9 protein-coding genes are annotated in these 14,069 nt (G+C 71.8%); all 9 read right to left on the reverse strand.

What is annotated here, in order from left to right; translation table 11 throughout:
* Positions 1–19 precede the first annotated feature (19 nt).
* The 9 genes from J7E87_RS05395 to J7E87_RS05435 all read right to left on the reverse strand — a co-directional run bounded on the left by J7E87_RS05395 (position 20) and on the right by J7E87_RS05435 (position 14,049).
* Complete coding sequence (locus J7E87_RS05395; RefSeq protein ID WP_215090419.1) at positions 20–970, reverse strand: ornithine cyclodeaminase family protein; 951 nt, start codon at positions 968–970, stop codon at positions 20–22.
* 104 nt (positions 971–1,074) lie between these two features.
* Positions 1,075–1,959, reverse strand: coding sequence for a peptidoglycan-binding protein (locus J7E87_RS05400; RefSeq protein WP_215090421.1), 885 nt, complete (start codon positions 1,957–1,959; stop codon positions 1,075–1,077).
* A 26-nt stretch (positions 1,960–1,985) separates the two neighbouring features.
* A complete protein-coding gene (locus J7E87_RS05405; protein ID WP_215090423.1) occupies positions 1,986–3,560 on the reverse strand; it encodes a DUF6519 domain-containing protein in 1,575 nt (524 codons plus the stop codon).
* Between the two features lie 60 nt (positions 3,561–3,620).
* The gene (locus tag J7E87_RS05410) at positions 3,621–5,807 is read right to left on the reverse strand and encodes a hypothetical protein (RefSeq protein ID WP_215090425.1); all 2,187 of its coding nucleotides are present in this window, start codon (positions 5,805–5,807) and stop codon (positions 3,621–3,623) included.
* Complete coding sequence (locus J7E87_RS05415; protein ID WP_215090427.1) at positions 5,804–9,586, reverse strand: putative baseplate assembly protein; 3,783 nt, start codon at positions 9,584–9,586, stop codon at positions 5,804–5,806. The genes J7E87_RS05410 and J7E87_RS05415 overlap by 4 nt, the downstream gene beginning before the upstream one ends.
* Entirely contained in the window at positions 9,583–12,777 is a 3,195-nt protein-coding gene (locus J7E87_RS05420; protein ID WP_215090429.1) for a putative baseplate assembly protein, read from the reverse strand. Before J7E87_RS05420 ends, J7E87_RS05415 begins: the two co-directional genes overlap by 4 nt.
* A complete protein-coding gene (locus J7E87_RS05425; protein ID WP_374195141.1) occupies positions 12,774–13,157 on the reverse strand; it encodes a GPW/gp25 family protein in 384 nt (127 codons plus the stop codon). The genes J7E87_RS05420 and J7E87_RS05425 overlap by 4 nt, the downstream gene beginning before the upstream one ends.
* A complete protein-coding gene (locus tag J7E87_RS05430; RefSeq protein WP_308312858.1) occupies positions 13,154–13,492 on the reverse strand; it encodes a hypothetical protein in 339 nt (112 codons plus the stop codon). Before J7E87_RS05430 ends, J7E87_RS05425 begins: the two co-directional genes overlap by 4 nt.
* Before the next feature lie 29 nt (positions 13,493–13,521).
* Positions 13,522–14,049 carry a phage baseplate assembly protein V gene (locus J7E87_RS05435; RefSeq protein ID WP_215090432.1) on the reverse strand — a complete coding sequence of 176 codons (528 nt, stop codon included), beginning with the start codon at positions 14,047–14,049 and terminating at the stop codon, positions 13,522–13,524.
* Positions 14,050–14,069: the final 20 nt, after the last annotated feature.

Here is a 14,069-nt window from a genome sequence, read left to right on the forward strand (position 1 = left end):
CCCCGACCAACCGGGACTTCTAGGCCCCGCCCCGGTGGGCCTCGTAAGCGACCCCGGCGACGATCAGGTCCTCCCAGGCCATGCCGACGCTCTTGAACAGCCGGGGCCGCGAGACGTCCGCCTCGACCGTGCCGCGGGCGAGCTCAGCGAGACTCACCAGGGACTCGGGATCCAGCGCGCCCGACTGGACCGCGAGGATGATGTCACCGGCCTCGCGCAGCGCCGCCGCGCGCGCCTCGACCACCACCGTCGAGCGGCGCACCGTCTCGTCGTCGACCTCGCGCGCCTGCGGCTCGTGGGAGCCGACGGCCACGACCGTCGCATGCGCGGGCAGCGCCGATCCGTCGAAGAGGGGAGTACGGGCCGTGGTGCAGCAGGCCACCAGATCGGCCTGCGCCACCGCCTCGGCCGTGCCCGCCTCGACCACCGGCGCAGAACCCTGCCCCGAATCCCCGTACGGCTGAAGGAAGGTCGCGAGACGGTCGAGATCGCGGCCGACGACCGTGATGTGCCGCAGGGGGCGAACGGCGCGCAGCGCCTCGATATGGCTGTGTGCCTGAGGGCCGGTGCCGAAGACGACCAGGCGCTCGGCCGCCGGCACGGCGAGCAGGTCGGCCGCTGCCGCCGAGAGAGCGGCGGTACGGATGGCGGTCAGCGCGACACCGTCCAGCACGGCCAGCGTGCTCAGCGTCTGGGCGTCCAGCAGCAAGTAGGTGCCCTGAATGCGGGGGAGTCCGAGTTCAGGGTTGCCCGGCGCCACGGTGGCGATCTTGACGCCCGCGTAGCGGCGGGAGTGCGAGGGCATCAGCAGCAGCTGTCCACGGTCGACCGGCACCGCATGGCGGGCCGGGTCGGCCTCCGGGTCGAGTCCCTCGTACAGCGCGTCCTGGAGCGCGGCGATCGCGGCAGCCATGGGGAGGGCCGCGCGTACCTCGTCGGCTCCAATGACCGCCGGCGCACCCTTGCTCATCTGCCCTCCAGTGCCCTGTGAGTGAAAACGCTACAGGGCAGACTCCGGCCGGGCGGCCCCTCATCGATGGACACGGCCGCCCGGCCGGCGACAGGGTGAGTACGTCAGACGTTGGGCACCCGGAGTCTGTCCCAGCTCGACTTTCCCGGAATGCCGTCGGCGTCGCTGCCCGTGAAGCCCAGCTTGCGCTGCCATGCGGCGTACGACTTGCGGTCGGATTCCGACCAGTCGGGGCTCGGCCCCACTTCGTACCGGCCGCAGCCCTCCGCCACCAGCCGCTTGCCCATCGCCGTGATGACCGGGCTGTGTCGGCCCGGCGCGAAGAACGCGGCGCCGGGGAACGGCTCGTACCTCGCGGGGGGCTTGGGCGCGGGCGGCTTGGGCGGCCCGTCCGGGCTGTCGCCGAGCCGCGCCTTGATCCGGGCGCGCATCGAGTCCATCGTGAACCCGCGCGGGTCGACCTTCCCCGGCTGCCACTCCTTGTGGCCGATCACCGAGCGATACGACCAGCCGTGCGCCCGGCAGATGGCGGCGGAGGCCTGCTCGATCGCCTCCAGTTGAGCCGCCGGCCACGGGTCAGTGCCATTGCCGAGGTTGACGCACTCGAAGCCGTAGAAATACCGGTTGCCGTCGGTGTTGGCCTCGTTGTCGGCGGGCAGCGCCGTTTCGTTGATCACCGCGCGCAGCACGTCGTCGTCGCCGAGTCCGGCGTGGTTTGCCCGGCCGTTGCCGACCATGTGCACCGTGCCGTCCTTGGCGATCACGCCGTGACACAGCGGTCCGGGCAGGCTGGAGTGGCCGTTGTAGCAGAGGTCCACGGAGTTCTGGGTGCCCGAGGTCACGGTGTGATGGATCATCACCCCGTGCATGGGCCCCCAGGGGCCCTTGTGATTGCGGTTGTGCGTGCGCCAGCTCCGGTGCTCCACAACCTGAAGTCCTTCGTCACGCAGGACCTTGAGCAGTGTGGAGGCGGACAGAGGCGTTGCCATCGTGGTGCTCCTTCCGAGGTGTTACGTCAGTTCTCGGGCTGTCCCTCGTCGTCCTGCCCCGCCGGCCGAGAGCCGGAACCGTCCGGCGCCGCGCTCTCGGCGGCCGCGGCCTGCGCCTCGAAGGTGGCTTCCGCCTCCAGCGCCTCGGCGTCGGCGGCCGGGATGGCGGTCGCCAGCGGCCCGAACGCCAGCCGCAGATCCGCCACCGAGCCCTCGCCCAGCACCCAGGCCAGCGGCGCGTAGTGGACCTGATTCCCGGCCGGGGCCTGGAGCAGCGGACGGCGCGCGGGGTCTGTCGGCCACTCGACGTTACCGGTCGCCGTACGCGCCACAACTGTCCAGAAGTCGCCAGGACGGTAGGTCCTGCCGGGCTCGAAGTACACGAACACGCCGTCCTCCAGCGGCAGCCAGCCTCCCTCCTCGATGCGCAGCGCGCCGTCCCGCAGCTTCGCTGCGCCCTTCTTCGTACGGCTCGAGCCGCTCCTGGATTCCGACCGGTGGTCCCAGCGCCGCAGGAACGGGTGCAGCTCGGGACGCCGCCCGACCGAGGGATCCGGCTCGCCCGACAGCCGCACCCGGCGGCCGGGCAGATCGACCTCCTCGACCCGCAGCAGCGGCAGCGGCTCGCTGCGGCTGATGTAGGCGGTGTCCACGAACTCGACCCGGTCACCGACATTCAGATCGAGTTTGTCATCGCTGCCCAGGGAAGCCAACTCCACCCAGGTACCGTCGAGTTCGTCGACGGGGAAGGTCACCGAGCCGTTCTCCCGCGACCACTTGAAGGTCGCGTCCTTGGCCGCGCCGCCCTCGTGGATCTCCACCCGGTACATCTGGTTCTCCTGGCCCCGGTAGCGGGCGTCCGGCTTCACCAGGCACGGGTCCTCGTCCGCGTGGTCGGGGCGCTCGCTGCGCGCCGCCATCCGGGCGCTCGGCGCCTGCGCCGCCGTCCACTTCGCGAACGCGGCGCGGACCTGGTCCTTCGTCGCTCCGTCCTCGAGCTCCAACTGCGAGCCGGGCAGCGGCAGCACCTGCCAGACGACCTTCAGCCTGGCCGCCGTGTCGGGCATCGCCGAACCCAGCGCCACCTCGCGCAGCACCGGGTCCTCGGCCGCGGTGACCAGGCGCTCCCACACCTTCACATAGGCCAGATACGGGAATTGGGACGGCAGCCGGTCGCCCGGGCGCTCCGGGTCCCGGTGGCCGTCCGGCTGGTCCCAGTACGTCCAGGTGGCCGGCGGCCGTGCGTCCCCGGGCGCGTCCTTGTCGTCCTCCTCGGCGCTGTGCCCGTCGTCGACGACGGGGACGCCGGGCTGCGGGCGCGTCGTGTCCAGCAGGATGCCGTCCACGTAGTAGCGGCCGGCGCCGATGGACAGATCGTCGAGTTCCCGGCTGCCGCCCAGGAAGCGCAGTTCGAAGCCGGTCGCGCCGTGCGGCCCGCCGTGCGGCCCGATCAGATCGGCGGCGGTGGTACGGGCCCGCATCAGCTGGATCGCGGTCTGCTCATTGGCGTCGGCGTCGAGCTGGACACGGCCCTGCTGTGCGATCACCGCCGAGTAGTGCCGGTCCGGCCGGAAGGTGATACGGGAGATGTCAGCGTGCATGGGAAGGGGTCCCCCTCGGAGGTTCGGCAGTCGGTGAGAAGTCGTGTCGGGTGACGGGGATCAGGTGACGGCGATGATCCCGGCGTCGGTACCGGCCGGGGTGTACTCGGCGAGCCGGGCCCGCAGGCTGTCCTCGCGCTGCGGCTGGTAGAGGTCGTGGAAGGCGCCCATCTCGGCGCCGTCCTCGGCGCCGCGTGCGATCTCGTCCGCGCAGCCCGCGGCCAGTTGCCCGTACCCGGGCGTGCCGTACCGCTCGCCGGCGAACAGCGGCCGGACCAGTTGCGCGTTCTCCTTGCCCACCAGGTCCGGCTGGCAGCGGTGGCGGCGCGGAGTGCGCGAGCCGGCGGGCACGTACGAGAACCGCACACAGCCGATGCCCCGGCGGGCCACGTGCAGCCGCCCGGTGAAGATGCTGTTCTCGGCGATCTCCACCGCGTGGGTGTGGACCTCGCCGATGACGGTGGTGCGGTGCGCGTGCAGCACGGCGTGGGCGTGGCGGCAGTCCGGGGCGGACAGCGCCGGCCGGTCGTGGCCGGTGGCGTCCAGGATGCTGTCCCGGATGTGGATGGGCTGCGGATCGTGGTTGACCTCGTCGCCGATCACCTCGATGGTGCCGAGGATGCTGCGGTCGATGGACACGCATGCCGTGGTCCGGTCCAGTACCAGGCTCGGCTCCTCGGGGGAGTGCGGATCGCAGTCGGGCTCCAGCGACCAGCCCGGCACGAGGGTGCAGTGCCGCAGCACGACCGCGCCCACCGGCCCGGTCACATTGAGCCCGCGACCGCTGATCAGCAGACCGTCGAGCACGATCCGCGGGGCATCGCCCGCACAGTCCTCCTGGGCACGGATGTTGAGCGCGTCGGGCCGGTTGCTGTACCAGTCGAGCAGCCGGATCACCGGCCGGACGCCCTCGGCCGCGCGTAGCTCCAGGCGGTCGCCGGGGTCCAGATCGAAGTCCAGCTGCTCCTGGTAGGCGCCACTGTGCGTGATCTCGATGATGCCGCCGGGGCCGCAGTGCCCCGACCGCCGCTCACCCCGCCAGTTGTTGTACGCGTCCATGATCCGCTGGTACGTCTGGCCGGGGCCGACCCGGTAGACCGCCGAGGCCGTCGGCGTCTCCCGTTCGCGGGGGTACTCGCCGCCGCCCGTGTCGTCCGAGAACGCGTAGTGGTAGGTGACCCACACGCCCTGCCGCGGCGCGGAGCGCGACCCGAAGGCGATCCGGCCGAGCGCCGGGTCAACGGCCACCTGCCCGCGCTTGGGGCGGTAGCGCCAGTCCGTCAGATCAGCCACCACGATGTCGGACAGCGGCACAGGCTCGTCCTGACCGTCGCGCCAGATCGTGAAGCTCTTGCCCGGCCCGTAGTAGTCCGCGAGCCGGTCGGCGAGCTGCCTGCGCCTGATGTACGCGGGCACATTGTCGATGGTGGCGACATGTGTGGCGGACGGCTCCGGCACCGGCTTGGTCACCAGGGCCGTGTCATTGCCCAGAATCGAGAAGGTGTAGAGGTTACGGGCCCGGTCGACGCAGTACGCGGGTGCCTCGGTCACGTGGTACGGCTTCAGCCGCCAGACGAACAGCCCGACGCCCGCCGGGGAGTAGCCGCCCTGCGTGCGCGCCGAGCCCGCCCGCCGCACATTGACCGACTGCGCGACCGTGCCGAACGGCCCGCCCGCCAGATCCAGCGCCGCCCCTTCCCGTACATCCACGAGCCGGCCCCGGTCCCGCCGGCGCACGTCGACTGCCTCGGTGCCCGATCCGTACAGCTTCACCGGCTGCTGGTGGGAGACGAGCCGGGAGAACTCCACGGCCCGCGAAGGCCATCCGGCGACGTCCTCGGCCAACTCCTCGAGCAGGGCGAGGGATCCCTTGCGCCGTCGGCTGGCGACCGTGGCGGCCACATCGCGGCGCGGTGCCAGGGCCTCGGCGAGGCGGCTGCGCGAATCGTCCCCGTCCGCGCCCTCAAGGCCCCTGGCCTGCACCCGTTCGTAGCCCGGCAGCGGGGTGTAGCCGACCAGATCGCCGAGATACGGCAGCACCCACGGTGCCGCGGTCTCCACGAACCAGTCCTCGTAGTTCTGCTCGACGCCGTCCCGCACCCGGTCGACCTGCTCGGCGATGACCGCGAGCAGGGCGCGCAGGGGCTCTCCTCCTGCCTTCGGCGAGAGGTGTCCTGAGCCCTCCGCGTCCCGCAGGCGGTGCCACTGCGGGAGCAGTTCCGCGAGACCGTCCGGTTCCCTCGTCATGTGGTGACCTCCGTCAGAATCAGCGTGTCCGCTACATGCGGGGAGAGCAGGGCGAGCTGTGCGGGCCGGATGCCGCGGAAGACGAACACCGCCCGGCCCTTCTCGAGCCGCCGGGTATCGGTGATGTCCGGGTTCAGCCGCAGCAGTTCGGCCAGCGGGATGCCGTACCGGGCGGCGATGTGGGTGAGCGTCTCACCGCCCTCGGTGGTGACGCGGTGCACGTCCTCGTCGTACTCCGCGAGCCTGGCCCCGACAGCGGTACGGGGCTCGGCGAGCTGTTCCCCGAGGCGCGTCAGCTCGTCGGGCGTGACGGAAGCAGGCACTCCGGTGAAGACATCCACGTCCATGTAGTCGACACCGGGCACCTTGTGGGCGGTCGCCAGCACCTGAGACAGCCGAACCGGACGGCCCAACTCGCGCTGCCCGCTGCCGAATTCACGCAGCAGCGCCTGCCGCAGCCGGGGCTCCACCACGGTCCAGGTGTGGTCGCGGGCGACCTTCACCTTCGCCGCGAGCAGCAGCATCACCAGCTCGCGCACGTCGACTCGGACCGGCAGCCGCGAGTCGCCGTACTCGGCAAGCGAGGAGCGCAGCGCGCGCAGCACGTCGGAGTCCTCCGCGATCGCGATGTCGTCCACCCCGGCGACCGTCACATGCAGCACCCGCCGCCGGCCGTCGAAGATCTCGCGCGCCGCCGCCCGGCCGATGCCGGCCCGCGAGCGGGCGAAGTCCTCGTAGTCCGTGACGGACACGAGCCGGTCGAGCGCGGAGACCGCGAGCGGGATCGTGCGCCGGGTGAGACCCGGACCGTCGGCGTCCGCGCCGCCGCTCGCGGGCTGCGGGTTGGTGACGGCGGTGACTCCCAGCGGCCGGGTGATCGCCTGAGTGATGCGGTCGGCCCGGACGTTGGCGGCCTTGCCGGTGCCGAAGCGGTACCGGGCCCGGACGTTCTCCTGCCCGGTGGGCAGCCTCGCGCCGTGCACCCCGTCGCCGAAGGTGACGGTCGTACGTCCGTCCCCGGCCGTCCCGGACACATAGACCCGCTCGCGCGGCCCACGCCCGGCCAGACTGTCCACCTCGTGCCACAGCAGCCCCTCGACGCGCACCTCCAGCGTGGGCGTCGCGCCCAGGGGATTGTCGGCGGGCAGCCAGGTCAGCGGCGACTGCCAGAGCGTGAACGTCTGGTTGGTCCGGTCGGCGTCACCGCTGCCGATCGGTTCGTCGCGGCTCTCGCCGTGAGTCGCCGGGACCACATTGCCCTGGACGCGGACCGTGTCACGGCGGTAGCGGTAGGCCAGATCCGTCGTGAGCGTCAGCTTCGTATGGACATGGTCACCCGGCAGCCGCGGGTCGAGCTCCTGCTCCACCGCGGCGATCACGGCCAGTTCGGTGCCGCGCACGCCGGCCGTGTTCGGGATGTCGGTGCGCTCGCCCGACACCACCAGATGACGACCCGGCCGCAACCCGTCGTACAGCTCGGCCAGTTCGAGCTCATTGCCGTGCACGTCCTCGCCGAGCGGTTCGTCGGCCAGTCGCAGCGCCTCGCCGCCCGCATGCACGGTGGCGTCCCGGATCGTGGAGAGCAGCACGTCGTGCTCGTCCAGCCAGGGCTCGGCGAGGGTGAGCTCGGTGCCGCGGCCCGTGATCCCGTAGTTGGTGTACGCGGCGGTGCGCACGGCGGTGACACGGGTGGTCACGAATGCGAGCTTCTTGTCGCCGGGAATCCCGTCGGGTCCCTCGGCGCCCTTGCGGGGACGCTCGATCGCGACCCAGCTGCCGACGGCGATGCCGTCCTGTACGGAATCCAGCGGCAGGACATGGCGGTTGGCCTGCTCCGGCACGGTGGTGATGCCGACCTCGACGTTCGCCGGCTCGCTGCCGACCGTGTACCGCACGGTCACCTCGAACCCGCCGTGTGTGACCTGCTTGTGCTCGCCGGGAGAGAGCAGCCAGTTGAGAGGCTCGCCGTTGTGCACGGCCACATGCACCCGGCCGTCCTCGGCGGGCCGGGACACGAAAATGGTGCGCTCGGGCAGCCCGGACGTGAACTGTGCGGTGACACCGGGCTCCTGAGAGTCTGCGGGACGCCTGGTCAGCCAGCTCAGATCGTGGTCCTGACCGACCCTGGTCTGCAGCAGGACCCGTCCGGGCCCCAGGCCGAAGCTCGTCTCGGCCGGCAGGTTCTCCGAGCGCTGAACCGAGTTTCCTGTCTCGATGTGCTGGAACTCGGCGCGTACCGGAACGCGGCCCGCCGTGTCGTACACGACCCGCATCGTCGTCAGCGCGGATCCGGACAGCGGCCAGTCGGTCTGCCGTACGACCCGCCCGCGGTCGTCCTGTACGGGCTTGAGCGGCGCCGTCGCCCCGAACGGAGCGGCGGTCACCCGCATCGCCTGCAGCTCGCGCAGCAGCGCGGGCACGACGGGGGCGGCCTGCCGCCACGCCGCGTACATCCCGTCCGCGACCCGCGGATCGAGCGCGGACAGCAGCTGCGCGCCCAGATCGGAGCCCGCCGCGAAGTACCGGCCCGGATCGTGCGACAGCGTGCGCGCGCCCGACGGGGGCCGCACAACGCGGGTGCGCAGCGCGGGAAGTACGGCGCCGAGCGCCCGCATGGCAGGCGAGACGGAGTCGGCCGCGGGGCGCGGAGGTTCGGGGCGCGAGGGCTCCAGCTCGGCCGCGCGCTCCATCAGCTCCCCAATCACGGCCTCCAACTGCTCGAACCAGGCGGTGACTTCCTCGTACGGGGCGGCGATCGCCTGCGCCTCGGCGAGCCGATCGTGCGGCTCGCCGAGCCGCCCGGCGAACTGCGCGGGTGTCTTGATCCCGTCCAGATCGGCGCGCAGCGGCGCAAGCACCTGCGTGTCGAAGGCCTCGATGATCCGGCTGACAGGACGCGGATTGGGGTTGTCGGGGGTGGGCTCGCCCTCCTCCACCTCCCGCTCGTCCTCGGTGATCCACTCGCGCAGCTCCGCCACCAGCTCGGTCAGCGACGGCGGCGCGGACTGCGGCAGCCCGATCGCGATCACATCGTCGTCCCGGTCGATCCGGACGCGCGCCACCGGCAGCAGCAGCCGCTGTCCGGCTGCGTCCTTGCCGGCGTTCTTGCCGGCGTTCTTGTCCGCGCCGAAGACGAAGAGCAGTTTGTCCCCGGTCTGCAGGGACGTACCGGTCCCGGAGACGAAGATCTCGGACTGCTTGCGCAGATCCTCCGGGGTGAGCAGGGCCGGCCGTCGGCGGCGGACCGCCAGTTGGTTCCAGGCCCAGCGGGCGACGAGGTCCTCGCTGGTCTCGAAGGCCTGCGACTCCTCGTCGGAGGTGGTGGGCACGCTGTTGCTCCGCGCGCCGCGCGGGATCAGCACCGGCACGTCCTCGGCCCGCGGATCCCGGTCCAGGGTGTAGGCGAGATGGGTGTCGGCGGCGATTCCGGGCCGCGGCCGGTGCCCCACAAGGCGCCCGAGCAGGGCCAGCGAGCGATGCTCGTCGGCGGTGCGCAGATAGCCCTCGTCGGCGATGCGCTCGGAGTGGAAGGTGAGCAGGTCGCCGACGACCGCCCAGGAGTCGAGCAGCCCGATCGCCGGATCGTCCGGGGTGCGGACGGTCAGCCCGCGCAGCGCCGGATAGGCGGGGGACGCGAGCCGGTCGAGCATGGCCGCCAGGAACGAGCCGTACTCTCCCACCCGGTAGTCCAGGGCGGTGCGCCCCGGCGGGTTGTACAGGGCTTCGGGCGCGTGGCGTTCGTCGTGTCCACCGCAGCCGCAACCACAGGAGCCGCTCATCGGGCACCTCCGCCGAGCTCGATCGACAGCCGGCCGAACTCCGGCCGGTCGGGGTCGTTGTCGCAACGCGCGATCTCCAGCGGGCCGAGCCGCAGCACGCCTGCCTCCAGTGCCGTGTCATCGAGTGGATCTTCATGGAACAGCCGGCGCAGCCGGGTCACCGTTACGCTCTCCACGCCCTGGACGGCCGCGGCCACGGCCACCAGGCGGCTGAGCCGCACCGGTTCGCCGAAGCTCAGCGCGTCGGGGTGGAAGAAGCCGATCCGTCCGCCGGACAGCCGACGGCTGCCCAGCAGCCGGTAGAGCTCGGCGAGGATCTGGCCGTGCTGATGGCCGGGCGCGGCACACACCGTGAGCGCGATGTCCAGCGGCACCGACCTGGCCGGTCCGACCACCAGGTCGTGGCCGATCCGGCGGTAGCTCTCCAGCGCGTACGACACCGAGTCGAGCAGCTCCGGGGAGGCATCCCCCGTGCCCTGCGCGTCGACGGCGACATGCGCTTCCTGCACACTGCCGGTCCAGCGGATCTCGGCCGCCGCCCGCTGCACGCCCGGCAGTTTCGACGCCAGCGCCGCGTAGTCGTCGGCGGTGACGGCCCGCAGCCGGGTGCGCTTGAGGTCGAGTGGCGCCAACTGCCGTACCTGCTCGATCGGTTCGGGCTCGGTGCCGCCGACGGCGGGCAGCGGATTGCGCACGCCCGCCACCGGCGTCGGGTCCCCGGCGTCCGAAGCCTGCGGATCACGGCACAGGACGAGGTGGTTGATGGCCTCCGCGCCCACATTGCCGGCCGTGCCCCCGCCGAGCCGGTAGTGCAGCTCGAGCCGGGCGCCCGGCCGCGGACGGGCACCGTGCCGCCCGTCCCCGAACCGCAGCGCGATCCGGCCGTCGTCCTCCAGCTCGCCGACGAAATGCCGCTCGCGCGGACCGGAGTCGAGCAGATCCCGCTTCGGAGTCCACAGCTCGTCGCCGTCAGCGATCGTCACCGCGGGCAGGGCTGCCCGCGGATCCTGTACGAGCGCCGCGGCAGGCCCCCGCAGCGCCGGCTCGTCCGGGTCGAGCCCGGCCGCGTACTGAGGACCCCAGGTGTGCGTGATCTCCCACGCGACACCGTCATCGAGCACCGAGCCCGCCCGCGCCCGGGCGCTCAGCACCTCGATCCGGCGCAGCTTCGCGGCCATCAGCCGCTCGCTGCGGTGCAGCAACTCCCGCAGCGCGCGCACCGGATGGCGGCGCAGCTCAAGCCGTTCCAGCACCCGCAGCCCGAACAGAACGGTCAGCTCGGCGATCTCCTCCTCGGTGAGCCCGTCGCAGTCGCGGGCGCTGCGCCACAGCTCCACGAGCCGCTGCCGGACCCGGCCCGGAATCGCCGCAAGCCGCACGGCCTGCCCGGCCGACACATGGCGCGGCTCGGGGAACGGCACGGACTGGACGACCGGGGAGCGCTGCAGCAGCGGCCGCAGGCGCGGCCGGATGCCCGGGTAGACGACCTGCGCCAGCAGCGTCTCGAGCGCCTCGGCCTGGGCGTACGCGGTGCCCGGCACGACCTTCTCGCGTCGTCGGCCCGCGAGTTCCAGACCGAGACCGGCGCGCCCGGTCGCGTCCTCGCCGACGACGGTGAACAGCTCCCGTATCTGATCGGCACTCAGCACCTGCCCACAACGGGTCTGTTCCAGGCGGGAGTTGATCAGACCCGCAGCTGCGTTCCCTTCATCGCCGTCCCAGCAGCCGAAGCCGGACGGATCGCAGGACCCGAGGACGGCCGGCCCGGGCGGCACAGTGACCGTCTCAGGCGCTGAGCCACAAAACGTCAGCGACCGGCCGTGGTCGACCAGCGCGACATTGCCACGGGCCACGCTCACATCCTCCACCGGCTCGCACCCCGGGCCGCCGCGCGTCGACAGGCAGACAGGGAAGGCGAGCGCGTCCTCAGGAGCCCAGGTGACCTCCAGGACAGGCTGGTCGGTCAGCCGGTCCACGCCCGGGGTGACGGAGGTGAGGCGTACGGCCTGACGGTGGGCCGGGTCGGCGTCACCCGGCGTACCGGATCGCGCCCCCAGCACCTCCTCGATCAGCAGCAGATCGCCGGGGGAGAGATCCAGCGTCCTCACGGCGCACTCCTCGTCCGCCCAGGCATCCCGCAGCGTCGCCGCGGTGGCCCCCTTGGGCAGCGAGCACACCTCGTCGCCCCAGGTCCAGAAGCGGATGGTGTTGTGCTCGGGGCGCAGCACCAGCGGCGCTCCGCCGACGACCGGCTCGAACACCTCCACCGAGCCGCGCTCGTCGAGCACGGCCAGATCCCGGTCGTCGATGACGGTGCCGATCTCGGGCCGGTCGCGCGGCCCGAGCGTACGGACGTCGACCGCGGCGAAGCGGAAGGTGCCGGGCGCCAGCGTCAGCGCCCGTACGGTCTCGAGCGCGACGAACGCGCGCGCGTTGACACCGTCGTGCATCGGGTAGTCGATGAGCCGTACATGACGGCGCACCGAGACCCGGCGGCGTGCCGTGTCGAGATACGCCTCCGTCGCGACCGCGTCCTGCTGGTAGCTGATCCGGTCCGCGGTGTGGGCGAGCAGTTCGACCAGCGTCGTGCCGAGGTCGGCGGCATTGCGCTCGACCCAGTCCGGGGTGGTCAGCGCCAGCCGGTCCAGAATGAGGCGGCGGATCGTGTCGTAGTCGCGCGCGGTGTAGTCGATGACCGGCGCGGGAGCGTAGTCGGGCGGGCAGTCCGGCTGCTCGTCCTTGCAGTCGAAGGGGGTGGGGCAGTCGGGCCGGAACTCGAACTCGGCCGAGAAGTACCGCTGGTCGAAGCCGGGAAAGGGCTCGGTGCCCGGCCGCCCGTACGGATCCGTGTCCACGACCGAGAGCCGGTAGCGGGTAGGGGCACCCTCAGCGGCAGCCGGGGGAGTGTCCCCGGTCCGGTCCAGCGTGACATACAGCCGGTCGTCGAGCTCGGGATCCTCCTCGCGCTCGACGGACAGCTCCACGGCTTCCATGGCCGTGATCCGGCGGCCGCCGTCGATGCGTATGTTCTCCGGGCACAGCCCGTGGGGCGCCTTGCCCAGGAAGGTGACGGTGAGGGTCAGCCCGTCGTCACCGACCTCGACCGCGTCCACACCGCCGAGCTGCGCCGCCCGGACCCTCGCACGCCTGCCGTCCGTACGGCATACCAACTCCTTGCTCGTACCGCTCATGCCGGACCGCTCCCCTCGAACACCTCGTCGCGCCGGCTCGCGGTGGAGCGCACCACGTAGCGCAGATACACCCGGACCACGTTCTCCTCGCTCACCACGTCCAGGGCTTCCACCTCGATCAGTTCGCCCAGCCAGCGCTGCAATGAGGCCTGCACCGACAACTCCAGGGCGGAGGCCAGCTCGGGGCTGTTGGGCGTGAAGACCAGATCGAGCAGTCCGCATCCGAAGTCGGGGCGCATCACGCGCTCGCCGGGGCTGGTGAACAGCAACTGCTCGATGAGGTCGCGCACATGCTCGTCGTAGGCGGCATGCGCGGTACGTCCCCGCCGGTCGGTGCGGAAGGGGAAAGCGATGTCGCTCCTCGTCGTCCTCGTCCTCACCGGGATGACACCCCCCGCGTCGCAGCGGCGACGACCGGCGGGCCCTGCGGCACCAGCGCGGCGCTGAAGCAGAGCGCGGACGTGCTGTCCATCAGCACGGGCGAGCCGTCGATGAGCACGCTGTCGCGGTGCGGCGTCCAGCGGACGGTGGCGCACGGATGCGGCACACCGTCAATCGTGTGACGGCAGCCGCTGACGACGAAGACATCCGCCGCGGTGGGCACTTGATGGCCGTCGATCCGGACGCCGGCCGACGGGGCGGAAGCGGGCACGACCCGGCCGCCGTGCGGGCAGCTGATCGCCGACCCGCCGTTCACGAGATTCCCGGACAACACGATTCTCCCCGTTCCATTGGTCCCTTTGCTCATCGCTTCCTCGGCACGATCAGCCGGCCCTCGTTGATGTTGACCTCGTCCCCGATCAGCACGATGGACGCGCCCTTGCCGTTGCCGATGGTCACGCCCTTCTCGTCGATCTGGATGTACGCGCCGCCCTTGGCCTCGAGCAGAATCCCCGTGCCGCCGGGCACGTCCGACATCACCAGCTTGTGATCGCCCGGCGTCTGGATCACCACCGGCTGCGAGCCGGGCAGCTCCGCGGCCGCGCGTGGCGGCAGCTCGGAGGCGTCCCCGTACCAACTCCCGGTCCAGATGGGGAAGCTGGGATCCCCCTGCTCGAACTCCATCCACACGCCCGCGCCGATCTGCGGGACGACGTACTGGCCCGCCTGCCGCCCGGTGAACGGCAGGCAGGGCAGCGCCCAGGTGGAGGCCTCGTCACCCAGCACGTCCGGGACCTGGGCCGTGATCCGGCCCAGCTTGAGCGGATCCTTGTTGTCGATCACCCGCCCCCGGAACTTGCCGAGAAACCGGTTGTTCGGTCCTGCAGCCATGCGAAGTTCTCCTGGTCTTT

It is taken from the genome of Streptomyces sp. ISL-1, from assembly GCF_018614585.1.
GTDB lineage: Bacteria > Actinomycetota > Actinomycetes > Streptomycetales > Streptomycetaceae > Streptomyces > Streptomyces maoxianensis.

What these genes read in the sequence shown, in the direction of transcription:
- J7E87_RS05410 (WP_215090425.1), bottom strand. Translation starts at nt 5,807, where the DNA reads ATGACGAGGGAACCGGACGGTCTCGCGGAACTGCTCCCGCAGTGGCAC.
- J7E87_RS05395 (WP_215090419.1), bottom strand. Translation starts at nt 970, where the DNA reads ATGAGCAAGGGTGCGCCGGCGGTCATTGGAGCCGACGAGGTACGCGCG.
- J7E87_RS05415 (WP_215090427.1), bottom strand. Translation starts at nt 9,586, where the DNA reads ATGAGCGGCTCCTGTGGTTGCGGCTGCGGTGGACACGACGAACGCCAC.
- J7E87_RS05420 (WP_215090429.1), bottom strand. Translation starts at nt 12,777, where the DNA reads ATGAGCGGTACGAGCAAGGAGTTGGTATGCCGTACGGACGGCAGGCGT.
- J7E87_RS05405 (WP_215090423.1), bottom strand. Translation starts at nt 3,560, where the DNA reads ATGCACGCTGACATCTCCCGTATCACCTTCCGGCCGGACCGGCACTAC.
- J7E87_RS05400 (WP_215090421.1), bottom strand. Translation starts at nt 1,959, where the DNA reads ATGGCAACGCCTCTGTCCGCCTCCACACTGCTCAAGGTCCTGCGTGAC.
- J7E87_RS05435 (WP_215090432.1), bottom strand. Translation starts at nt 14,049, where the DNA reads ATGGCTGCAGGACCGAACAACCGGTTTCTCGGCAAGTTCCGGGGGCGG.